At 60.3% G+C, this 22,171-nt stretch carries 17 protein-coding genes and 2 pseudogenes; 10 read left to right on the top strand and 9 right to left on the bottom strand.

Annotated elements, in window-relative coordinates:
• Window positions 1-263 precede the first annotated feature (263 nt).
• From sutA to glnK, 4 genes are all read right to left on the bottom strand, one after another.
• Window positions 264-593 carry a transcriptional regulator SutA gene (gene sutA / locus ACI2KS_RS17880; protein ID WP_404622310.1) on the bottom strand — a complete coding sequence of 110 codons (330 nt, stop codon included), beginning with the start codon at window positions 591-593 and terminating at the stop codon, window positions 264-266.
• A gap of 93 nt (window positions 594-686) precedes the next feature.
• Window positions 687-1,118, bottom strand: a complete 432-nt coding sequence (locus ACI2KS_RS17875; protein ID WP_404622309.1) for a secondary thiamine-phosphate synthase enzyme YjbQ — start codon at window positions 1,116-1,118, stop codon at window positions 687-689.
• A 249-nt stretch (window positions 1,119-1,367) separates the two neighbouring features.
• A complete protein-coding gene (locus ACI2KS_RS17870; RefSeq protein ID WP_404622308.1) occupies window positions 1,368-2,705 on the bottom strand; it encodes an ammonium transporter in 1,338 nt (445 codons plus the stop codon).
• A 33-nt stretch (window positions 2,706-2,738) separates the two neighbouring features.
• Window positions 2,739-3,077 carry a P-II family nitrogen regulator gene (glnK, locus tag ACI2KS_RS17865; RefSeq protein ID WP_002555808.1) on the bottom strand — a complete coding sequence of 113 codons (339 nt, stop codon included), beginning with the start codon at window positions 3,075-3,077 and terminating at the stop codon, window positions 2,739-2,741.
• 419 nt (window positions 3,078-3,496) lie between these two features.
• Between glnK and ACI2KS_RS17860 the strand changes: the two genes are divergently transcribed.
• The 4 genes and pseudogenes from ACI2KS_RS17860 to ACI2KS_RS17845 form a co-directional block, all read left to right on the top strand.
• Window positions 3,497-3,760 (top strand): accessory factor UbiK family protein, encoded by a 264-nt coding sequence (locus tag ACI2KS_RS17860; protein ID WP_404622307.1) that lies wholly within the window; start codon window positions 3,497-3,499, stop codon window positions 3,758-3,760.
• Between the two features lie 203 nt (window positions 3,761-3,963).
• The gene (locus tag ACI2KS_RS17855; protein ID WP_404622306.1) at window positions 3,964-5,457 is read left to right on the top strand and encodes a YifB family Mg chelatase-like AAA ATPase; all 1,494 of its coding nucleotides are present in this window, start codon (window positions 3,964-3,966) and stop codon (window positions 5,455-5,457) included.
• A gap of 533 nt (window positions 5,458-5,990) precedes the next feature.
• Window positions 5,991-6,620 carry a LysE family translocator gene (locus tag ACI2KS_RS17850; protein WP_404622305.1) on the top strand — a complete coding sequence of 210 codons (630 nt, stop codon included), beginning with the start codon at window positions 5,991-5,993 and terminating at the stop codon, window positions 6,618-6,620.
• Between the two features lie 605 nt (window positions 6,621-7,225).
• A pseudogene (locus tag ACI2KS_RS17845) lies at window positions 7,226-7,696 on the top strand (ATP-binding protein); the annotation flags it as partial.
• Window positions 7,697-7,969: 273 nt separating this feature from the next.
• Here ACI2KS_RS17845 and ACI2KS_RS17840 read toward each other — a convergent pair.
• The 3 genes and pseudogenes from ACI2KS_RS17840 to ACI2KS_RS17830 all read right to left on the bottom strand — a co-directional run bounded on the left by ACI2KS_RS17840 (window position 7,970) and on the right by ACI2KS_RS17830 (window position 11,235).
• Window positions 7,970-8,692, bottom strand: a complete 723-nt coding sequence (locus ACI2KS_RS17840) for a methyl-accepting chemotaxis protein (protein ID WP_404622506.1) — start codon at window positions 8,690-8,692, stop codon at window positions 7,970-7,972.
• A gap of 132 nt (window positions 8,693-8,824) precedes the next feature.
• Window positions 8,825-9,946 (bottom strand): annotated as a pseudogene (locus ACI2KS_RS17835) (Cache 3/Cache 2 fusion domain-containing protein); the annotation flags it as partial.
• 368 nt (window positions 9,947-10,314) lie between these two features.
• On the bottom strand, window positions 10,315-11,235 hold the full coding sequence (locus tag ACI2KS_RS17830; protein WP_404622304.1) for a LysR substrate-binding domain-containing protein: 921 nt from the start codon (window positions 11,233-11,235) through the stop codon (window positions 10,315-10,317).
• A gap of 165 nt (window positions 11,236-11,400) precedes the next feature.
• On the opposite strand from ACI2KS_RS17830, the gene ACI2KS_RS17825 reads away from it, so the two are divergent.
• Complete coding sequence (locus tag ACI2KS_RS17825) at window positions 11,401-12,783, top strand: NorM family multidrug efflux MATE transporter (protein WP_404622505.1); 1,383 nt, start codon at window positions 11,401-11,403, stop codon at window positions 12,781-12,783.
• Window positions 12,784-12,890: 107 nt separating this feature from the next.
• Here ACI2KS_RS17825 and ACI2KS_RS17820 read toward each other — a convergent pair whose 3' ends face one another.
• Window positions 12,891-14,561 carry a putative bifunctional diguanylate cyclase/phosphodiesterase gene (locus tag ACI2KS_RS17820; RefSeq protein WP_404622303.1) on the bottom strand — a complete coding sequence of 557 codons (1,671 nt, stop codon included), beginning with the start codon at window positions 14,559-14,561 and terminating at the stop codon, window positions 12,891-12,893.
• A gap of 203 nt (window positions 14,562-14,764) precedes the next feature.
• Between ACI2KS_RS17820 and rep the strand changes: the two genes are divergently transcribed.
• Both rep and ACI2KS_RS17810 read left to right on the top strand, forming a co-directional pair.
• Window positions 14,765-16,774, top strand: coding sequence for a DNA helicase Rep (gene rep / locus ACI2KS_RS17815; RefSeq protein WP_404622302.1), 2,010 nt, complete (start codon window positions 14,765-14,767; stop codon window positions 16,772-16,774).
• Window positions 16,775-16,838: 64 nt separating this feature from the next.
• Complete coding sequence (locus tag ACI2KS_RS17810) at window positions 16,839-17,408, top strand: xanthine phosphoribosyltransferase (protein WP_404622301.1); 570 nt, start codon at window positions 16,839-16,841, stop codon at window positions 17,406-17,408.
• A 120-nt stretch (window positions 17,409-17,528) separates the two neighbouring features.
• Here the strand turns inward: ACI2KS_RS17810 and ACI2KS_RS17805 are convergent, their stop codons facing one another.
• On the bottom strand, window positions 17,529-18,848 hold the full coding sequence (locus ACI2KS_RS17805) for a sigma-54 interaction domain-containing protein (protein WP_404622300.1): 1,320 nt from the start codon (window positions 18,846-18,848) through the stop codon (window positions 17,529-17,531).
• 246 nt (window positions 18,849-19,094) lie between these two features.
• Here ACI2KS_RS17805 and ACI2KS_RS17800 point away from each other — a divergent pair, with 246 nt between their 5' ends.
• The 3 genes from ACI2KS_RS17800 to ACI2KS_RS17790 all read left to right on the top strand — a co-directional run bounded on the left by ACI2KS_RS17800 (window position 19,095) and on the right by ACI2KS_RS17790 (window position 22,133).
• On the top strand, window positions 19,095-19,979 hold the full coding sequence (locus tag ACI2KS_RS17800; RefSeq protein ID WP_404622299.1) for an MBL fold metallo-hydrolase: 885 nt from the start codon (window positions 19,095-19,097) through the stop codon (window positions 19,977-19,979).
• An 86-nt stretch (window positions 19,980-20,065) separates the two neighbouring features.
• Window positions 20,066-21,325, top strand: a complete 1,260-nt coding sequence (locus ACI2KS_RS17795) for an FAD/NAD(P)-binding oxidoreductase (RefSeq protein ID WP_404622298.1) — start codon at window positions 20,066-20,068, stop codon at window positions 21,323-21,325.
• Window positions 21,318-22,133 (top strand): sulfite exporter TauE/SafE family protein, encoded by an 816-nt coding sequence (locus ACI2KS_RS17790; RefSeq protein WP_404622504.1) that lies wholly within the window; start codon window positions 21,318-21,320, stop codon window positions 22,131-22,133. The genes ACI2KS_RS17795 and ACI2KS_RS17790 overlap by 8 nt, the downstream gene beginning before the upstream one ends.
• Window positions 22,134-22,171 lie beyond the last annotated feature (38 nt).

The following is a 22,171-nucleotide window of genomic DNA, read 5'->3' as shown; positions in this document are numbered from 1 at the left end:
GCTGCCTGGGTGCTTTTGCTTCTGGCCGAAGGCCGTGGGAGCTCGGCTTGCCTGCGATCTGCCGGGACCGGCAGCAAGACCGGCGAATGCTTTCTGTCTGACCCCACCGAGGGTGTCTGGGTTTGTGAGCGCTTCGCACTCAATCGTCAGCAAGCTGGACTCCCACGGCCTCCGGCCAGAATCAAACGCAACACCCCAAAAACCTCACGCAAAAAAAAGCCCGCAGCGACAGCGGGCTTTTTTCCAGCAGGCATCAGACACCCTTAGATAGGGCGGCTACCGTACTTGTTGTCAGGCTTTTTCGGCGGATCGGCGACCACGTTGGCCTCCACTTCCTGCACTTTGCCGCCACGGGCGAGAAACTCTTCCATTGCGCGAGCCAGAGCATCACGCTCTTTGTTCTTGGCCTCGACGCTTGGCAGTTCATCGACCGAGACCGCAGCCTTGGCCTTGCCTTTGGCAGGGGTAGTCGCGGCTTCGGCGCTGTCGTCTATTTCCGAGCCATCGTCCTCGGGAGCAGCTGCAAGCCCATCACCGTCGTCCTCGTCTTCCAGACCGTCTTCAACCAGATCTTCGTTGTCATCGTCGCTCATGTTCTACCTCATGACTTGCGAAAGCAGATTAGTTATAGCCCAGCTGCGCCTAATTTCTAAGACAGCCGGAAAAAATTCAACTACCGCCGACAATCAGCGGTCGTGCCTCTCACCTTGAAGGGTGGCGAGGACTTTACGCGCACCGCCGCTATCGCGATGCTCTCCTAAATAAACGCCTTGCCAGGTCCCTAGCGCCAACCTTCCGTCCGTCACCGGCAGGACAAGCTGGCAGCCTAGCAAACTGGCCTTGAAGTGCGCAGGCAGATCGTCTGGACCTTCGTCATCGTGCTCATAACCGTCGCGCCCCTGAGGCACCAACCGGTTGAAAAAACGCTCGAAATCGCGACGAACCGCTGGATCGGCGTTCTCGTTGATGGTCAACGAGGCCGAGGTATGTTGCAGCCACAAATGCAGCAGCCCGACACGGCAATCACGCAGTTCAGCCAGCCCTGCGATGATCTCGTCAGTCACCAGATGGAAACCGCGAGGCCTTGCCCGCAGCGTGATTCTGGTCTGTTGCCACATACCGTTCTCCGCCCTTCGGCGCGCATTCTAACGCGCTGGAAAAAAAAACAAAGCGTCAATGAGTGCGGTTATCTGCAAGCCCGGAATTCGGGTTGGTATCCCGTCGCCATAACCGTCGGGAATGCCCCATGAAGACCCGCCCCGAAGAACCGCGCCCCCGACTGAAGTCACTCACTGACTGTCTTGGCTATCGACAAACTCCAGACAAAAAAATGCCCGGTAGCCCGGGCATTTTTTTTATCGCCGTGATTACAAGTTGTAGCCACGCTCGTTGTGTTGCGCAAGGTCAAGACCAACCGCTTCTTCTTCCTCGGTGACACGCAGGCCCATGACCGCGTCCAGCACCTTGAGGATGATGAAGGTCACGATCGCGGTGTAGATGATCGTGAAGCCTACGCCTTTGCACTGAATCCAGACCTGTGCGGCGATGTCGGTCACAGTACCGAAGCCGCCCAGCGAAGGTGCTGCGAAGACACCGGTCAGGATCGCGCCGAGGATACCACCGATACCGTGAACGCCGAAGGCATCCAGGGAGTCGTCGTAGCCCAGTTTGCGTTTCAGGCTGGTGGCGCAGAAGAAGCACACCACACCGGCCGCCAGGCCGATGATCAGGCCGCCCATCGGGCCGACAGTACCGGCGGCAGGGGTAATGGCAACCAGACCGGCAACCACACCCGAGGCGATCCCCAGAGCGCTTGGCTTACCGTGGGTCAGCCACTCGGCGAACATCCAGCCCAGTGCAGCGGCGGCGGTTGCGATCTGAGTAACCAGCATCGCCATACCGGCGGTGCCGTTGGCCGCAGCAGCGGAGCCGGCGTTGAAGCCGAACCAGCCCACCCACAGCATCGCAGCGCCGACCAGGGTGTAACCCAGGTTGTGCGGAGCCATTGGGGTGGTCGGGAAACCCTTGCGCTTGCCCAGGACCAGACAGGCCACCAGACCGGCCACACCCGCGTTGATGTGAACAACGGTGCCGCCTGCGAAATCGAGTACGCCCCAGTCCCACAGCAGACCACCCACACCACTCCAGACCATGTGCGCAATCGGCGCGTAGACCAGGGTGAACCAGATGGCCATGAAGATCAGCATCGCGGAGAACTTCATGCGTTCTGCGAAGGCACCGACAATCAGGGCGGGGGTGATGATGGCGAATGTCATCTGGAAGGTCACGAACACAGCTTCAGGGAACAGAGCTGCGGGACCGGTGATGCTTGCAGGGGTGACGCCTGTAAGGAACGCCTTCGACAGGCCGCCGACGAAGGAGTTGAAGTTAACGACGTTGGCTTCCATACCGGTGGTGTCGAACGCCATGCTGTAGCCGTAGACGACCCACAGGATGCTGATCAGGCCGGTGATGGCAAAGCACTGCATCATTACAGAAAGAACGTTTTTCGAGCGAACCATGCCGCCGTAGAACAATGCCAGACCGGGAACGGTCATGAACAGAACCAGCGCGGTCGAAGTCAGCATCCAGGCAGTGTCGCCTGAGTTGAGTACAGGGGCTGCCACTTCGTCTGCCGCCATGGCCAAGCCAGGGGTTACGAGGGACAACAGGGCTCCTAGCCCTGCGAATTGACGCAGAGTCATATTGTTTTCTCCTGGGGCGTTGGGGTTGGCGGCTTAGATTGCGTCGGTATCGGTTTCGCCGGTACGGATGCGAATAGCCTGTTCCAGATTGACCACGAAGATCTTCCCGTCACCGATCTTGCCGGTGTTGGCCGCTTTGGTTATCGCTTCGATAACGCGGTCCAGATCCTTGTCGTCGATCGCAACGTCGATCTTCACCTTGGGAAGGAAGTCGACTACGTATTCCGCACCGCGGTACAGCTCGGTGTGGCCTTTCTGACGTCCGAAGCCTTTGACTTCAGTTACCGTGATGCCCTGCACGCCGATTTCGGACAACGACTCGCGTACGTCATCCAGTTTGAACGGCTTGATGATGGCAGTGACTAGCTTCATGAAACTTTCTCCCGAATTGGTGGACTTGCCCCAGGAAAACAAACCCGACTCAAGTCTAAGCGCAGTGTCTGGCTTTGTAACGCGTCGATGGCCCGAAACAGACCAGACCAACTCCAGAAAACCGCTTCTGACGAAACACTTCCCCGCTCCGCCTGCCGCACTGCATTCGTCACAGCGACTGCATCAGTGCATGGGTCATATGCCACTAAGCAGAAAGCTTGCCATCTCACTCGATCCCACTGATTACGGGCGGTTGGTCACTATCCGCTGCGCCCAGATCGCCACCATCGAACCTGACCGCACAACAACAGTGCGCACGTGCACGCACCGATGCGCGAAAATCGTGCAACCCGGTGCCCGCAAAATGACTATAGACGCTGCGTGCTACACTGCCGCCCATCTGATTCCGGAAGCTGATCATGCTCGCGCCCAAAGCCTTTCTAGATGCCCTGAGTGGCCATGCCTCGCGGTTGTTCAACGGCGAGACCGCACTGCCGCGCAACGAATTCGAAACCCAGTTCAAGGCGTTGCTGCAAAGCAGCTTCAGCAAACTGGATCTGGTCAGCCGGGAAGAATTCGACAGCCAGATGATCGTCCTCGCTCGCACCCGTGCCCGTCTCGAGGCACTGGAAGCGAAGATGGCCGAGATGGAAGTGCAGTTGGCGGGGCAAGTGAAGGAGTAGCTCGCGCGCTCGCTGCTGCACCCCTTTGTGCGCTCGGGGCGAAGTCCCGCGCCCGTCCAGGGCATCTGAGTGCTGAAGGGTGATGTATTTCTCATCGCGCCCACAGCAGGACACATGCCGTAGAAGTTGCAGTACCCCCCTCCCCTGACCTCTGACTATCCTTCAGCCCACCGCAGGACGCGGTGCCGTTAACAAGGAAAGTCATGTCTCTGGCCATTGTTCTGAGCCGCGCACAAGTGGGTGTCGAGGCGCCCGCTGTCACCGTTGAAACCCATCTGGCGAACGGCTTGCCTGCGCTGACGCTGGTCGGCTTGCCGGAAGGCGCGGTGAAGGAAAGCAAGGACCGGGTGCGCAGCGCCATTCTCAATTGCCGGCTGGAATTTCCGGCTCGGCGCATCACCCTGAATCTCGCGCCTGCCGACCTGCCCAAGGACGGCGGGCGCTTTGATCTTGCGATTGCCCTGGGCTTGCTCGCGGCAAGCGCTCAGGTGCCGGCGCTGGCACTGGAGGGGATTGAGTGTCTGGGCGAACTGGCTTTGTCCGGGGCGATTCGTCCGGTGCAAGGCGTATTGCCCGCGGCCCTGGCGGCGCGGGAGGCGGGGCATACGCTGATCGTGCCAGCAGTGAACGCCGAAGAAGCCTGCCTGGCTTCGGGATTGAAGGTGATTGCCGTCAGTCATCTGCTGGAACTGGTGTCGCATCTCAACGGCCACACGACGATTGCGCCGTACAAATCCAACGGCCTGATCCTGCAGACCCAACCCTATCCCGACCTGAGTGAAGTCCAAGGCCAGATTGCCGCCAAGCGTGCATTGCTGGTCGCGGCGGCCGGGGCACATAACCTGCTGTTCAGCGGACCGCCCGGCACCGGCAAGACATTGCTCGCCAGCCGCTTACCCGGCCTCCTGCCGCCACTGGACGAGCGCGAGGCGCTGGAAGTGGCAGCCATTCAATCGGTCGCCAGCCATGCGCCGCTGACCAGTTGGCCACAACGCCCGTTCAGGCAGCCCCATCACTCGGCTTCCGGCCCGGCGCTGGTGGGTGGTGGCAGTCGCCCACAACCGGGCGAAATCACCCTGGCCCATCACGGCGTGCTGTTTCTCGACGAGCTTCCGGAGTTTGACCGGCGGGTGCTTGAAGTGCTGCGCGAGCCTCTGGAATCAGGGCATATCGTGATTTCGCGGGCGCGTGACCGTGTACGTTTCCCGGCCCGCTTTCAACTGGTCGCCGCCATGAACCCCTGCCCTTGCGGTTATCACGGCGAACCGACCGGGCGCTGCCGATGCTCCACCGATCAAATCCAGCGCTATCGCAACAAGCTGTCCGGTCCGCTGCTCGATCGTATCGATCTGCATCTGACCGTTGCGCGCGAAACGACATCACTGGCGATGCCCCCTCAGACTGGCGAGAACAGCGCCAGCGCCGCCCTGCTGGTATCCGAAGCCCGCGAACGCCAGCAGAAGCGTCAAGGCTGCGCCAATGCGTTTCTCGATCTGCCTTCTCTGCGCCAGCATTGCGCGCTGCTCTCTGAAGACGAGGCCTGGCTTGAAACCGCCTGCGAACGCCTGAGCCTGTCGCTACGCGCGGCGCACCGACTGCTGAAAGTGGCGCGAACCCTGGCCGATCTCGAACGGGTGGACGCCATTGCTCGATGTCATATCGCCGAGGCGTTGCAGTATCGGCCTTCGGCGGGGTGATAAGCCAAAGGGGTTGTCACCACTTCTCCAGTCTGTCCATTGCAGTGGCGAAGATTTCATATCAGCCTTATTAATCGACCTCCGGCTCAAATCCCACAAATCGAATCGGAATCCCCTTACAAAATAAACAACTCGAAAAGGTCCAAGCCATCTAAGACTGCCAAACTACCCCAGCCAATCATTCTACGCGGATGGATAATATAAGCCCGGACATGGCGGAGAATCCATGGGAAACAACAATCACACATGCCAGCCAGCGGATATCACCCATGTTTAATATTAGGGCCCGCGTTTAGGAAAACAGTCTTTCCCATGATTATTTGGTATCGCGCTGGTACTTTCTACCGAGATCTTGGCTTAAACTATCGAAGCATTTCGCCAGAAAGTGAATGCGCTTGAGAAGTGTCGGGAAAAATAACAATATCTGTGCCGGTTCTGAATTTACATGACGGACTCTTGACATAGCCCTTAATTAAATGTAAAAAATTCCGACATCGATCGGCATAAAATTATTTAGGGAAGTAGGTTCTCAAATGGATCTGGTGACATTGTTACTTTTTGTTCCGGCTTGTTTTGCTTTGAATTTAGCGCCCGGCCCAAACAATCTCCTGTCAATAAACAACGCAGCTCACCATGGCTTTTTAGTATCTTGCTGCGCAGGAATTGGAAGGCTCATCGCATTTGCGACAATGATCAGTTTGGCTTCAGCCGGGCTTGCCGCCGTTATCATTGCATCGGAAACTATGTTTATCATTATAAAAACGACCGGCGCGGCATATTTGATGTATCTGGCTTATAAGTTCTGGACCAGCAATGGCCCCACGATTGCTCATACGGAAAAAGAAGCCAAAGTAAGGATTACTACGCTAATGCGCCGGGAATTCATGGTTGCAATCGGAAACCCGAAAGCGATTTTTATATTTACAGCATTCCTACCTCAGTTTATCGTGCCGAACCACCAAGTTTCCCCACAGTTTCTTACCCTGGGAGCTATGTTTTTACTCCTAGAGTGGATCGCAATCGCGATTTATGCATATCTAGGACTGCACCTGCGACGATGGCTCGCTAAAACTAGAGCAAAAAAAATATTCAATAGAATCTGTGGCTCCCTTCTGGGGGGAGCGGGCCTAGCCCTTCTTGTTGCTAGAAATGCGAAAGGCTAAAAATCCAGAGTCATAGAACACTTGATAGAGCGTTCAGACAAAGTCCTTATGATTTGACTATTAACGTATAGCGCAAGAGGGAACGTTTCCCTGCAATTTATTGGCATGAAGCCTCTGCCAGATCTGAAATGGATTAAAAACATGGATTTTCTTGAAAATTCAAACGGTATTACGCTGCTAAGCGAGCATGTCGCTGCGCACCCAAATATGAGATTGCACGACCCCCGAGCAACTAATTGGCCACGTGTAATCAATGGAGCATTATTCATTGATCGCGCTTACAGCTGGGCCAAGAGGCTTTTGATAGCCGATGGTGGTTTTCACAATATGTCAGCTGCGATATAACCATATCCACATCGAACAGTTCTAGCGCCAACTGCGGGAAATGGGCCTATCGCCAATTCGAAAAACTGATCCAAGCACCGATACGTGCCCGTACTCCGACTGTAGGCCTGCTGGTTCATGTGATGATCCCGAACTTCGGCTGCCACCTTCCGCTGTATCGGCAGAGAAAATCTTTGGCCGCACCGGCCTGATGGTTACCCGCTCGGTGCTAGTGTAGAGGCTTGGACAAACTGGAGTGCAGCCCAGCCTCAGGTCGCGGCGCCGCCATGAACCCCTGCCCTTGCGGTTATCACGGCGAACCGACCGGGCGCTGCCGATGCTCCACCGATCAAATCCAGCGCTATCGCAACAAGCTGTCCGGTCCGCTGCTCGATCGCATCGATCTGCATCTGACCGTTGCGCGCGAAACGACATCACTGGCGATGCCCCCTCAGACTGGCGAGAACAGCGCCAGCGCCGCCCTGCTGGTATCCGAAGCCCGCGAACGCCAGCAGAAGCGTCAAGGCTGCGCCAATGCGTTTCTCGATCTGCCTTCTCTGCGCCAGCACTGCGCGTTGCTCGCTGAAGACGAGGCCTGGCTTGAAACCGCCTGCGAACGCCTGAGCCTTTCGCTACGCGCGGCGCACCGACTGCTGAAAGTGGCGCGCACCCTGGCCGATCTCGAACGGGTGGACGCTATCGCCCGATGTCATATCGCCGAGGCGTTGCAGTATCGGCCTTCGGCGGGGTGAAGCTCGCCCGGATCATTTGAGATCGAGGCAGACGGGCTTTTCGATTCTGGCCGCAGGCCGTAGGAGCATGCTTGCTCGCGATCTAACGCGAAGCGGCAGCAAAACCCGACGGCGCGGTCGTCTGACTCTACCTAGGCGCCTGACTTTGCTGCCGGTTCCCGGCAGATCGCTGGCAAGCCGAGCTCCCACGCCTTCGGCAGAATCAAAAGCGATTGCGCCTAAAAAAAACGGCGGAATCGGGGCGTTCCGCCGTCGCTGTCGGTCAAGCGGACATCAGCGAAAACGATCCACTTCCCTGCGCAGATCCGCTGCCAACCCATTGAGTTCCTGCGCGGTCACTGCCAGGTTCGAGACCACCTCGCGCTGCTCGCTGTTGGCCAGCGCAATACTCTGCAGGTTGGCGCTCAGGAGGGTCGCGGTGTTGCTTTGCTCCTGGGTGGCGGTGGTGATGGAGGCGAACTGTTCGCCCGCCGAGCGGCTCTGTTCGTCGATCTGCGCCAGCGCTGCGGCGACCTTGGCGTTGCGCGCCAGGCCATCCTGCATCAGCGCATTGCCTTGTTCCATAGTGCTGATGGCATTGCCGGTTTCCTGCTGAATGCTGGCGATCATCCCGGAGATTTCGTCGGTGGCCTGGCGGGTGCGCGACGCCAGGTTGCGGACCTCATCGGCGACCACGGCAAAACCGCGGCCCTGTTCACCCGCGCGAGCGGCCTCGATGGCGGCGTTGAGCGCCAGCAGGTTGGTCTGTTCGGCGATGGAGGTGATCACACTGACAATGCCGCCGATTTCCTGCGAGCGCTGACCCAGCGTATCGATCACCGCTGCGGTGCTGCCCAGCGAGCCCGCAATCTGTTCCAGCGAGGCCGAGGCCTCTTCCATCGAGGTGCGGCCGATTCGGGTCTGCTGGGCGTTGCCCTGAGCCAGACGCTCGGTATTACCCATATTGTCGGCAATAGTCAGGGCCGTCGCGCTGAACTCCTCCACGGCACCGGCCATGCTGGTGATTTCGCCCGACTGCTGCTCCATGCCTTCATAGGCGCCGCCGGACAGACCGGACAACGCCTGCGCGCGTCCGCTGACTTCCTGAGCGGCAGTGCGGATATGCGCGACCATGGTTTCCAGCGCCTGCCCCATCTTGTTGAAGCTGCTGGCCAACTGGCCGATTTCGTCGTGGCTGGCGATATTCAGACGCACGCTCAAATCACCGGCACCCAAGGCCTCGGCCTGATTGACCAGGTCCGACAGCGGCTGCAATTTGCTGCGCAGTAGCCAGATTGCAGAGCCCACGGCAATCAGCATCGCCAACAGGCTGCCAATGGCCAACTGCGTGCCTACGCTCCAGGTCACTGCACTGATTTCGTCCTTGGGCATGATCGCCAGAATCGACCACGGCCCACCTGCGAACGGCTCGGCGACGGTGTAGAAATCATCGCCAGCATCCTGCCAGAAGCGACCCTTGCCCGGCGCCTTGACGAACTCTGCCAGGGTCTTGCTCGCCAGATCCAGATCCCTGACGCCTGCCGGCGGCACCAGCCATTTGCTCTGCTCATCGAGCAAGGCCAGCGAGCCGGTCGAGCCGATGCGGAAACTCTTGAGATTGTCGAACTGGGCTTTTTGCGCGTCGGTGTAATCAAAACCCACGAACAGCACTGCGATGACCTTGCCACCGCTGTCACGCACCGGGGTGTACTGGGTCATGTACGAGCGATCGAACAGCAACGCGCGCCCGACATACCCCTGCCCGGCCAGCAGTTTTTCATAGGCCGGATGCTTGTGATCCAGCGAAGTCCCGATGGCCCGGGAGCCATCCTGCTTGCTCAGCGAGGTGCTGATACGAATGAAGTCGTCGCCGCTGCGCACGAAAACCGTCGCGACACCGGCGGTCATTTTCTTGAAATCATCGACTTCGGCGAAGTCGTTGTTCAACGGATTGCCGTTGAGCAGCAACGAGGGGGTCTGCATGCCCGCCACCACGATTTGCTGATCGGCCTGCAAGGTCAGGCCGCTGCTGAAGCGCTTTTCGAACAACCCGCTCAAACGCTGCGTGCTGTCGCGCAGGGTGCTGTGGAAGGTGTTCAGCTGGTCAGCCAGCAACCGCGCTTCACTGCCCATATGCTCTTCGCGGATGGCGAGGTTGGCCGAGTCCAGTGAGCGCAAGGCGAACAAGGTACTGCCACTGATGACAACGGCCAGGATAACGGCCAGGGCGATGCCAAGTTGCGAGGCAATTCGGGCGCGGGGCTGAGGCATGAAAACTCCTTGCCGAACAACTGGATCGTCCTGATCTCAGGAAAACCATTCGGACTAATTCTAATAGAGGGAATCGATGAGCCGATTGGAACAATCGGGTCTGCAATTACACATTCGGCTGACAGCGCAAATACTTGAGTCCTACGCGTGGTCTTGGGACGGAGGGTGGCGACTCACAATCTGGCTTCTGCCGAAGGCGTGGGAGTCCGGCTTGCCGACGATCTGCCGGGAACCGGCAGCAAACTCTGCGAACGCGATGCACCTGATGCACCGAGTTGCCTGATTCTACTGCCGGTGCCCGGCAGATCGCGGGACAAGCCACGCTCCTACCCCTCCGGGCAGACGCAGTGCAGCAAGGCCCGGCGTCATCACTGCAGAATCGTCACATCCGGCATTTCCATCGCCTGCACCTCGCTTTGCAAAAAATCGCTGAGCCGGCGCAGGCGTTCGCCTCCCGGCCGGGTCTTGGGCCAGACAAGGTAGTAGTTTTCACCACTGACGACGGCTGTGCGCCAAGGCAGGCTCAGGCGCCTCTGGCTGACATCTTCTGCGACCATCAGCAGATCGCCCATGGAAACCCCATAGCCGCGTGCCGCAGCGATCATGCCCAGCTCCAGGGTGTCGAACACCTGCCCGCCCTTGAGTGAAATCTGCTCCGACAAACCCATGCGCTCCAGCCAGCTGCGCCAGTCGCGTCGGTCGGGCGTGGGGTGTAGCAGCTCGGCACTGGCCAGCCGCTCCGCGTCCCAGGGTGTGTCATCCAGCAGACTGGGGGAGCCCACCGGAATCAGCAGCTCGGGGAACAGATAGCTCGCCTCCCAGTCGGCTGGAAAATGCCCGCGGCTGAGCAGCACCGCGCAGTCGAACGGCTCCTGGCTGAAGTCGACGCTGTCGATGTCCATCCAGGCGCTGGTCAGTTGCACCTCGTTGCCTACCTGCAAATGACGAAAGCGACTGAGTCGCGCCAGTAGCCAGCGCATGGTCAGTGTCGACGGCGCTTTCATGCGCAAGATGCCCTCTTCGGCCATCAAAGCGCTGCACGCACGCTCCAGCGCCGAAAACCCCTCGCGCACGCCGGGCAACAATTCGCGCGCGGCTTCGGTCAGCTGCAGGTTGCGACCATTGCGACGAAACAAACGGCAGGCAAAGTGTTCTTCCAGCGTGCGTATGTGGCGGCTGACCGCGCTTTGGGTGATCGACAACTCTTGCGCGGCGCGGGTGAAGGAACTGTGTCTGGCAGCGGCTTCGAATGCACGCAGCGCATACAACGGCGGAAGACTACGAGACATGGGGAGCTTTCCTCCAAGGGTATAGACGGCTTCGCTCACTCTACGGGAAAAATATCAGGATGAGTTTTACTCATGCCAATGATCGTATTTATCCCTTTGTGCATTGGCGCCTGAATCACCACAATGAGCCGCTCATCAATGCCTCCCCCTGCCGAGCGTCAGACCATGCAACAGCAAGCCTTCAAAGAACTGTGGATCATCCTGCGCCTGGCCGGGCCGCTGATCGCATCGCAGATGGCGCATATGCTGATGGTTTTCACCGACACCGTGATGATGGGCAAGCTTGGGCCTCAGTCCCTGGCGGGCGGTGGATTGGGCGCTGCCAGCTATAACTTCGTGTCGTTTTTCTGCGTCGGTGTGATGGCCGCCGTCGGTACGCTGGTGGCAATCCGCAAGGGTGCCAACGATGACGCCGGCGCAACCCGTCTGACCCAGGCTGGGCTGTGGCTGGCGTGGGGCATGGCGCTGGTGGCCGCACTGATCCTGTGGAACCTGGAGCCGATCCTGCTCAACTTCGGTCAGGATGAAGCCAACGTGCACATGGCCAGCGAGTTCCTGGTTACCCTGCCGCTGGCACTGCCGGGCCTTCTGAGCTTCATGGCGTTGCGCGGCTTCACCAGCGCGCTGGGCCGGGCCACGCCAGTGATGGTGATCAGTCTGGTCGGCGTCGCACTGAACTTCGGGCTCAATTACGCCTTCATCTATGGCCTGTTTGGTTTGCCGCACTGGGGCTTGATGGGGATCGGCCTGGTTACCGCCATCGTCACCAACAGCATGGCCCTGGCGCTCGCCCTGCACATTCGCTATCACAAAGCCTATGCCGCGTATCCGATTCACAAGGATCTGATGAATCTGTCACGCAGCTGCCTCAAGGAGTTATGGCGTCTGGGTCTGCCGATTGGCGGGACCTATGCGGTGGAGGTCGGGCTGTTCACCTTCGCCGCGTTCTGCATGGGCGCAATGGGCAGCACGCAAATGGCTGCGCATCAGATCGCGCTGCAGTCGGTATCGATGGCGTTCATGATCCCTGTGGGGATTTCCTACGCGGTGACCATGCGCATCGGCCGGCATTATGGCGCGGGCGATCTGTTGCTGGCGCGCACCGCCGGGCGCATGGGCATCTGCTTTGGCGGGCTGCTGATGCTGACGTTCGGCATCCTGTTCTGGGTTGCCCCGCATCTGGTCATCGGCCTGTTCGTGGACCTCGACAAGCCGGAATACCAGGGCGTGGTGGATCTGGCGGTCAAACTGCTGGCGATTGCTGCCTGGTTCGAGATCCTGGATGGCACGCAGACCATCGCCATGGGCGCGATTCGCGGCTTCAAGGACGCCAAGACGACGTTTCTCATCGGCCTTGCCAGCTACTGGGTGGTTGGCGCGCCGCTGGCCTGGGGCCTGGGCTTTCTCGCACATCAGGGTGCGGTGGGCGTGTGGTGGGGCCTGGCGACAGGCCTGCTGTGCTCGGCGGTCGCCCTGACTTACGCTTTCGAGCGCAAGAGCGCCAAGCTGTTACGCAAACAGGCGAGCGGTGTATTGGTGATGGGCTGACTCAGCGCATCTCCCCTGTAGGAGCCGGCTTGCTGGCTCCCAACGCCTGCGGCTGGAAGCAAGACAGTGGTGAGCGCAAATGAAAGTCGGGAAGGGCGCGACAGTCGCTACGCCCCCAACATCAACCGCTGATTGCTCTCATCGAACATCAGGTAATCCAGCAGTTCCGGTAACGCCAGCGGGTGGCTGATCAGGTAACCCTGCGCCTGGTCGCAATTGAAACTGCGCAAAAGGGCCAGTTGCTCGGCGGTTTCGACGCCTTCGGCCACCACCTCGAGGCTGAGGTTGTGCGCCAGATTGATCATGGCGTGGACCAGCTTACGGTTCTCTTCGCGTTGTTCCATTTCGCCAACGAAGCTCTTGTCGATCTTGAGCAAGGTGATCGGCAGGCTGTTCAGGTGGACGAAGGACGAGAAACCGGTGCCGAAATCGTCCAGCGAAAAACGCACACCCAGTCGGCCCAGCGCATCCATGGTCTGTTTGACCAGGTCGCTGCGACGCATGACCGCGGTTTCAGTGAGTTCGAACTCCAGCCACTGCGCATCGACGCCACGATCGGCAATCAACCGGCTCAAAGTCGCCAGCAGCTGATTGTCCTGAAACTGGCGGAACGACAGGTTGATCGCCATGTGCAACGGCGCCAGGCCTTTTTCGCGCAGGGTCTGCATGTCACGCAGCGCGCGGGATATCACCCAGTAGCCCAGAGGCACGATCAGCCCGCTTTGCTCGGCCAGCGGCACGAACTCGCTGGGCGGCAATAAACCCCGTTCGGCGTGGCGCCAGCGCACCAACGCTTCGAGCCCGAGAATCTTTCCGGTGTTCAGGCACAGGCGCGGCTGATAGTGAAGCTCCAGCTCGTCGCGACGCAGCGCCCGGCGCAACTCGCCTTCCAGATCGGCCAGACTGCGGGCGTTGCGGTTGATGCGCTCGTTGAAGACGTGGAAGGTACAACCCTGCGTGCCCTTGGCCTGCTGCATGGCAATGTGCGCATGCCACATCAATGGATCAGCGCCGCCGTCGACCCGCGCATGGGCGATGCCCAGGCTACAGCCGATCAGCAGGCTTTCGCCGTCGATCCAGTACGGTTCGGACAACGCCTCGGTGATGCGCTCAGCCATCCACTCGGCCCGTTCCGGTGCGCGGCGTGTGTCGATCAGCAAGGCAAATTCGTCGCTGCCCAGACGCGCCAGTTGGTCACAGGCCTCAAGCTGGCTCTTCAAACGCGCCACCACTTGCAGGATCAGACGATCGCCCGCCTGATGGCCCAGCGCATCGTTGGCGCGACGAAAGTTGTCCAGGTCCAGATGCCCAAGCGCCAGCCCGCGACCGTCGAATTCAGCCAGACGTGCCACCAGCAGGGTCTGAAAGCCCTGGCGATTGGCGATGCCGGTCAGCGGATCCTGCTCGGCCAGGCGCTGCAGGGTGGTTTCCAACAGGCCGCGTTCACGGATGTGGCGCAGGCAACGGCGAATGCTGTGAGTGGTCAGGGTGTCTCGTACCAGCCAGTCACTGACACCCAGCGGGTCCTGCTCAGGCTCGGCATCGAGCAGCAGCACCGTCGGCCAGCTGCACTGGCCGGCGGCAGGCTGCAAATGCGCTGGAGTGAACAGGATCAGGGAGTGCGGATGATCCGCCGGATTGCCAATAGCGTCCCAGCTCGGCGCGCACTCGAGGGATACGGCATCCCCCAACGGCGCCAGGCATTGGCGTAATAACGCTGACCATTGCGGGGTGTCCGCCAAAAGCAGCAAACGCAACGGTTCGACAGGCGTAGACAAGCTGACTCCCCACACAAGCTAAAGACATTGACGGCCACTCAAACGAGGGCCGTCAAACGCGGTTATGCGCCGCGAGATGCGCAAATGTAACAAAACGGCGAAATATAGATAGCGCGGCGCATCACAGTGTCGGACGGTCGCTGCACAATCCTCGGACCCTGTTAAAATGCCCGCCCATTTCGCAAGCGATCCCATTTTTCCTCATGTCCCGACTCAATCCCCGGCAACAGGAAGCCGTGAACTACGTCGGCGGCCCTCTTTTGGTGCTCGCCGGTGCTGGCTCCGGCAAGACCAGCGTGATCACACGCAAGATTGCCCACCTCATCCAGAACTGCGGGATTCGCGCGCAGTACATCGTCGCCATGACCTTTACCAACAAGGCGGCGCGGGAAATGAAGGAACGGGTCGGCACCCTGCTGCGCAACGGCGAAGGGCGCGGCCTGACGGTATCGACGTTTCACAACCTGGGCCTGAACATCATCCGCAAGGAGCATGCGCGCCTGGGCTACAAGCCTGGCTTCTCGATCTTCGACGAGACCGACGTCAAGGCCCTGATGACCGACATCATGCAGAAGGAATACTCCGGCGACGACGGCGTCGACGAGATCAAGAACATGATCGGCGCCTGGAAAAACGATCTGATCCTGCCCGCAGAAGCCCTGGCCAATTCGCGCAATCCCAAGGAACAGACCGCCGCCATCGTCTACACCCACTACCAGCGCACGCTCAAGGCGTACAACGCCGTGGACTTCGACGACCTGATCCTGCTGCCGGTGAAGCTGTTCGAAGAGCATGCCGACATCCTCGAAAAGTGGCAGCACAAGGTCCGCTACCTGCTGGTGGACGAATATCAGGACACCAACGCCAGCCAGTACCTGCTGGTGAAAATGCTCATCGGCACGCGCTGCCAGTTCACCGTGGTCGGCGACGACGACCAGTCGATCTACGCCTGGCGCGGCGCGCGCCCGGAAAACCTGATGCTGCTCAAGGACGACTACCCGTCGCTCAAAGTGGTGATGCTGGAGCAGAACTACCGCTCCACCAGCCGTATTCTGCGCTGCGCCAACGTACTGATCGCCAACAATCCCCATGCGTTCGAGAAGCAACTCTGGAGCGAGATGGGCCACGGCGATGAGATCCGCGTGATTCGCTGCCGCAACGAAGACGCCGAAGCCGAGCGCGTGGCCGTCGAGATTCTCAGCCTGCACCTGCGCACCGACCGGCCGTACAGCGATTTCGCGATCCTCTATCGCGGTAATTATCAGGCCAAGCTGATCGAGCTCAAGCTTCAGCATCACCAGATTCCCTATCGACTGTCGGGCGGCAACAGCTTCTTCGGGCGTCAGGAGGTCAAGGACCTGATGGCCTACTTCCGTCTGCTGGTGAACCCGGACGACGACAACGCTTTCCTGCGGGTGATCAACGTGCCACGCCGGGAAATCGGCTCCACGACCCTGGAAAAACTCGGCAACTACGCCACTGAGCGCAAGGTGTCGATGTACGCCGCTACCGACGAAATCGGCTTGGGCGAGCATCTGGATGGCCGCTTCACCGACCGCCTCAAGCGCTTCAAGCACTGGATGGACGGCGTACGCCAGCAATGTGCGACCCAGGACCCGATTGCCGCGCTGCGCAGCATGGTCATGGACATCGACTACGAGAACTGGATTCGCCAGAACAGCTCCAGCGATAAAGCCGCCGATTACCGCATGGGCAACGTGTGGTTCCTGATCGAGGCGCTGAAGAACACCCTGGAGAAAGACGAAGAAGGCGGCATGACCATCGAAGAGGCCATCGGCAAGCTGGTCTTGCGCGACATGCTCGAGCGTCAGCAGGAAGAGGAAGACGGCGCCGAGGGCGTGCAGATGATGACCCTGCACGCCTCCAAGGGCCTGGAATTCCCCTACGTGTTCATCATGGGCATGGAAGAGGAAATCCTGCCGCACCGCTCCAGCATCGAAGCCGACACTATCGAGGAAGAACGTCGCCTGGCGTACGTGGGCATCACCCGCGCCCGCCAGACACTGGCGTTCACCTTCGCTGCCAAGCGCAAGCAATACGGTGAAATCATCGACTGCCTGCCAAGCCGCTTCCTCGATGAACTGCCGCCAGACGATCTGGCCTGGGAAGGCAACGACGACACGCCCGTGGAAGTGAAAGCCGTTCGCGGCAACACAGCACTGGCGGACATACGGGCCATGCTCAAACGCTAGGCGCCGACAGACCTATAACCGATCCACTTTTATTTCGCGCATTTGCGCTCTGAGGAACAGCAACGTGGAAGCACTGCACAAGAAAATTCGCGAGGAAGGCATCGTACTTTCCGACCAGGTATTGAAGGTCGACGCGTTTCTCAACCATCAGATCGACCCGGTCCTGATGCAGCAGATCGGTGACGAGTTCGCCACGTTGTTTGCAGGCTCGGGCATCACCAAGATCGTCACCATCGAAGCCTCGGGCATCGCACCTGCGGTGATGACCGGCCTGAAGCTGGGCGTTCCGGTGATTTTTGCGCGCAAGCACCAGTCGTTGACCCTGACCGAAAACCTGTTTTCGGCATCGGTGTACTCCTTCACCAAGCAGACCGAAAGCACCATCGCCATCTCCACCCGCCACCTGACCAGCAGTGATCGTGTTTTGATCATCGATGACTTCCTGGCCAACGGCAAGGCCTCGCAGGCGCTGATCTCGATCATCAAACAGGCAGGCGCAAGCGTTGCCGGGCTGGGTATCGTGATCGAGAAGTCGTTCCAGGGCGGCCGCGCAGAGCTCGATTCCCAGGGTTACCGCGTAGAGTCCCTGGCGCGGGTCAAATCGCTGAATGGCGGAGTCGTGACCTTCGTTTGACCAGTGAACGCCCCTGTAGGAATGAGCTTGCTCGCGATCGCGGTCTGTCAATTGACTCTTGCGTTTCAGACACACCGCTAATCGCGAGCAAGCTCACTCCCACGGGTAGGACATCGCCGGTTACTCGTTAACCCCCAACGCCTTCAGCCGCCGATACAGCGTGCGCTCGCTCAACCCCAGATGCCGGGCCAGCTCACTGCGCGAACCGTCGAACGCCTGCAGCGCGTGGGCCAGTGATTCGAGGTCATTGCGCCTGCCTGGCGTGGTGGTAGACGCCACGCTGTGCCGAACCCGTACTTCCGGCGGCAGGTCTTGGGCGCGGATGACCCCGTCATCGGTGAATAAGCGCGCCCGCTCCATGATATTGCGCAGTTCGCGAATGTTGCCGGGGAACGGATAGAGCTTGAGCAGCTTCATCGCCTCATCGTCAACCCTCGGCGCAATGCCGGGGGCAAGGCGGCGCAACAGGCTTTCGATCAACAGCGGCAGGTCTTCACTGCGCTCGCGCAACGACGGCAGACGAATCGGGAATGCGCTGATCCGGTAGAACAGGTCCTGACGAAAGCTGCCAGCGGCGACCATCTCCTTGAGCGGCTTGTGCGTTGCGCAGACGAGGCGAAAGTCCGAATGCACAGTGCGCAAACTGCCCACTGGCCGGAAGCTGCCCGATTCAATCAGGCGCAACAGTTTGACCTGCATGGGCAAGGGCACTTCGCCGATCTCATCGAGAAACAGGGTGCCACCGTGAGCACTCTCCGCCAGGCCGATCTTGCGTTGCAAGGCACCGGTAAAAGCGCCCTTCTCGTAACCGAACAACTCGCTCTCCAGCAGGGTTTCGGTCAGCCCCGTGCAGTCGACCACCACCAACGGCCCGCTGGCCCTGGGGCTGCTGGCGTGCAGGGCACGGGCGAACAACTCCTTGCCGGTCCCGGACTCGCCTTGCAATAGAACAGGAATCTGCGAAGGCGCCGCACGCTGCAAGGCGGTCAGCGCCTCATTGAATGCGCCAGAGCGGCCTACCAGCCCGCTGTGCTGCGGTTGCACCGAGGCCACGGCGACGCTGTTGAGCTTCTCCACATAAGCGAACACCTCGCCCTGCGCATCCAGGATCGGACGCAACTCGACGTCCACATGCTCCGGACCGCGCGGGGTGTGGTGAATGTGCAGGACGCGCTCGGGCACCCTGGTTTCGAACGCCTTGCGCATCGGGCAGTGTTCGCCCGCCTGATCGCAAGGCACCGCGAACTGGTGTGAAACCTGATAGCACTTGGCGCCGACGTGGGGCCGACCCTCTACCCCGAACTGCCGTTGGTAGGCCGTGTTGGCGGCGACTATGTTGTAGTCGATATCCAGCACGATCGTAGGGTGGGTGTCGTGTTCAAGGTAGGAAACCAGCGCCTGCATTTGTGGGCTGGCAAGGGCATTCGAAACGGTGGTCATGTGGGTCTCCTGCGCGTGCGCCGAGACTACTCCAATGCCCCCACCACTGCCAGCTGCTGCCATGCTCTGCCAGATGACTGCCAATATTGGCAGTCATCGATGCCCGGCCCGCGACTCGCCAAGGCCTGCAGCCCCGCAGTGCAACCGCCTCGCCTCGCCAAATATTCACTCACCTGCTGGCATGGTTATTGAAACTGCTTAGCCGCGACTGCCAACCGGTTTGGCGTCAGGCACTGGAGAGCATTAATGATCATCGGCGAAAAACTGTGCGTGGAGGCGTTCTTCGATCCGCAGACCGGGACCATCAGTTATCTGGTCATGGATGGCTCGACGCATAAGGCCGCGCTGATCGATAGCGTTCTGGACTACGACCCCAAATCAGGCCGCACGCATACCGAGTCGGCAGACAAACTGATCGCCAGAGTTCGTGAACTGGGCGTGTCGGTGGAATGGATTCTGGAAACCCACGTGCACGCCGACCATGTATCGGCTGCGGCCTATCTGAAGGCGCAGCTGGGAGGTGCCGTGGCCATTGGCAGTCAGATCACCCGCGTGCAGAAAGTATTTGGCACGCTGTTCAACGCCAAGGGTGAATTCGCCCGTGACGGCAGCCAGTTCGACCGCCTGCTGGACGACGACGCGCAGTTCCAGATCGGTTCATTGCAGGCCAGAGCGATGCATACCCCTGGCCACACGCCCGCGTGCATGACCTACCTGATCGAAGTCGACGGCCAGAGCGTGGCATTTGTCGGTGACACCCTGTTCATGCCCGATTACGGCACGGCACGTTGCGATTTCCCCGGCGCCGATGCGCGCACGCTGTACCGCTCGATCGCCAGAATCCTCAGCCTGGCGCCGCAAACCCGTTTGTTCATGTGCCACGACTATTTGCCCGGCGGACGCGAATTGAAGTTCATGACCACCGTCGCCGAACAGCGCAGCCACAACATTCATATCCGCCAGGGCATTGATGAAGACGCCTTCGTGCAGATGCGCGAGGCACGCGATGCGACGCTGGAAATGCCGGTGCTGATCCTGCCCTCGGTGCAGATCAACATGCGCGGCGGACAGCTGCCGGAGCCTGAAGACAACGGCGTGCGTTATCTGAAGATCCCCATCAACGCCCTATAAATCATCGCCTGTAGCAGCGCCGAACGCCGCTTGGCTGCCCTGCTACGGGGAGCGCGCGCAACGTTTCACTCACGGACCCGATTGCCATGCCTGCCAACACCTCCCACCACCAGATACTCATCGTCGGCGCCGGTGCGGCCGGTATCGCCACCGCTGCCAGCCTGCTGGCCCGTGACGCCACTCTGGACATCGCGCTGATCGACCCGGCCGATACTCACTACTATCAGCCTGGCTGGACCCTGGTCGGGGCCGGCGTATTCAAGCCCGAGTCCACCGCCCGCAGCATGGCCAGCGTGATTCCCGCCAAAGCCCGCTGGATCAAAGCGGCGGTTTCAAGTTTCGACCCGGTGCACAACCGCGTCGTGCTCAATGACGGTCAAATCATCGGCTACGAGCAACTGGTGGTTTGCCCGGGCCTGAAGCTGGACTGGGATGCCATCGATGGACTGAACCAGAGCCTGGGTAGCCACGGCGTCACTTCCAACTACCGCCATGACCTGGCGCCCTACACTTGGGAGCTGACCCAGCGACTCAAGCAGGGCACCGCACTGTTCACTCAGCCACCGATGCCGATCAAATGTGCCGGAGCCCCGCAGAAAGCGATGTACCTGGCTTGCGATCACTGGCGCAGATCCGCGCGCTTGTCGCAGGTCTGCACCGAGTTCCACAACGCCGCAGGTGTGCTGTTCGGTGTCGCCGACTACGTTCCGGCGTTGATGGAGTACGTGCGCAAGTACGCTATCGACCTCAGGTTTGGCTCCAGACTGGTTGCCGTTGATGGTCCGCGCCAGCAGGCGACCTTTGCCCGCACCCTGGCGGACGGCTCCAGCGAAACGACGATTCGCGCGTTCGACATGCTGCACGTGGTCCCGCCGCAGGCGGCCCCGGACTTCATCCGCCAAAGCCCGTTGGCAGACGCTGCAGGCTGGATAGACGTCGACCCAGGGACCCTGCGCCATCGTCAGTTCAGCAATGTCCACGGGCTTGGCGATGCGAGCAGTACCAGCAACGCCAAGACCGCGGCAGCAGCCAGAAAGCAGGCACCGGTGGTCGCCAATAACGTGCTGGTGGCGTTGAAACGCGCGCCGCGTCTGGCGCAGTACGATGGCTACGGTTCGTGCCCGCTGACGGTTGAGCGCGGCAAGATCGTCCTCGCCGAGTTCACCTATGGTGGCAAGCTGGCGCCGAGCTTCCCGCGCTGGCTGCTCGATGGGCGCAGGCCGACGCGTCTGGCCTGGTGGTTGAAAGCCACTGCACTGCCGCAGCTCTACTGGAACGGCATGCTCAAGGGGCGCGAATGGCTCGCTCGGCCGGCATCGACAACAGATGCTGCGCACAATGGGTGAGCACGAAATGATCGGCGCCGGCCTGGGCACGATCATCGGCGCAGTGTTGGCGCTGACCGGGGCCGGCGGCGGGATTCTTGCGGTGCCCCTGCTGGTATTCGGGCTGGGTCTGACGATGGTCGAAGCCGCACCAGTGGGCTTGTTGGCGGTAGGCCTTGCGGCAGCGGTCGGGGCGCTGCTGGGATTGCGTCAGGGCATCGTTCGTTATCGCGCCGCGCTGTTCATCGCAATGATCGGCATCGGTTTTGCGCCGCTGGGATTGTGGCTGGCGCACCAATTGCCCAACGCGCCGCTGGCGCTGGGCTTCGCGCTGGTGTTGCTGTACGCCTGCGGGCGCATCTACCGCAAAGCCGCGCATGAGCTTCATCATGGGCAGCCGCCTGAGCGAGCAGCATTTCGACCCTGCGTGCTCAACCCGTTGGAGGGTCGCCTGAGGTGGACGTTGCCCTGCGCGCGGTCTCTGGCGATCACGGGCGTGATGTCCGGGCTGTTGTCCGGGCTGCTGGGGGTGGGTGGCGGATTCGTGATCATCCCGGCGCTGACGCGCTACACCGATCTGGACATCAAGAGCATCGTCGCCACGTCACTGGCAGTGATCGCGCTGGTGTCTACCGGCAGTGTGATTAGCGCCAGCGTAAGCGGTGCCATGCATTGGACAGTGGGTCTGCCGTTCGCTGCAGGAGCCGTTGTCGGTTTGATCGCCGGGCGGCAAGTCGCCCGCTTCCTGGCGGGGCCGAGGTTGCAGCAGCTGTTCGCGTTGACGGGGTTCGTGGCCGCGATTTTGCTGGTGGTCAAAACCCTTACCTGACACGTTTACCTGGAGCAGCACGGCTTGCCACGGCGGCG

The sequence above is a fragment of the Pseudomonas sp. NPDC087358 genome, from assembly GCF_044900785.1.
Lineage (GTDB): Bacteria > Pseudomonadota > Gammaproteobacteria > Pseudomonadales > Pseudomonadaceae > Aquipseudomonas.
This window is presented reverse-complemented; position numbering and strand designations above follow the sequence as displayed.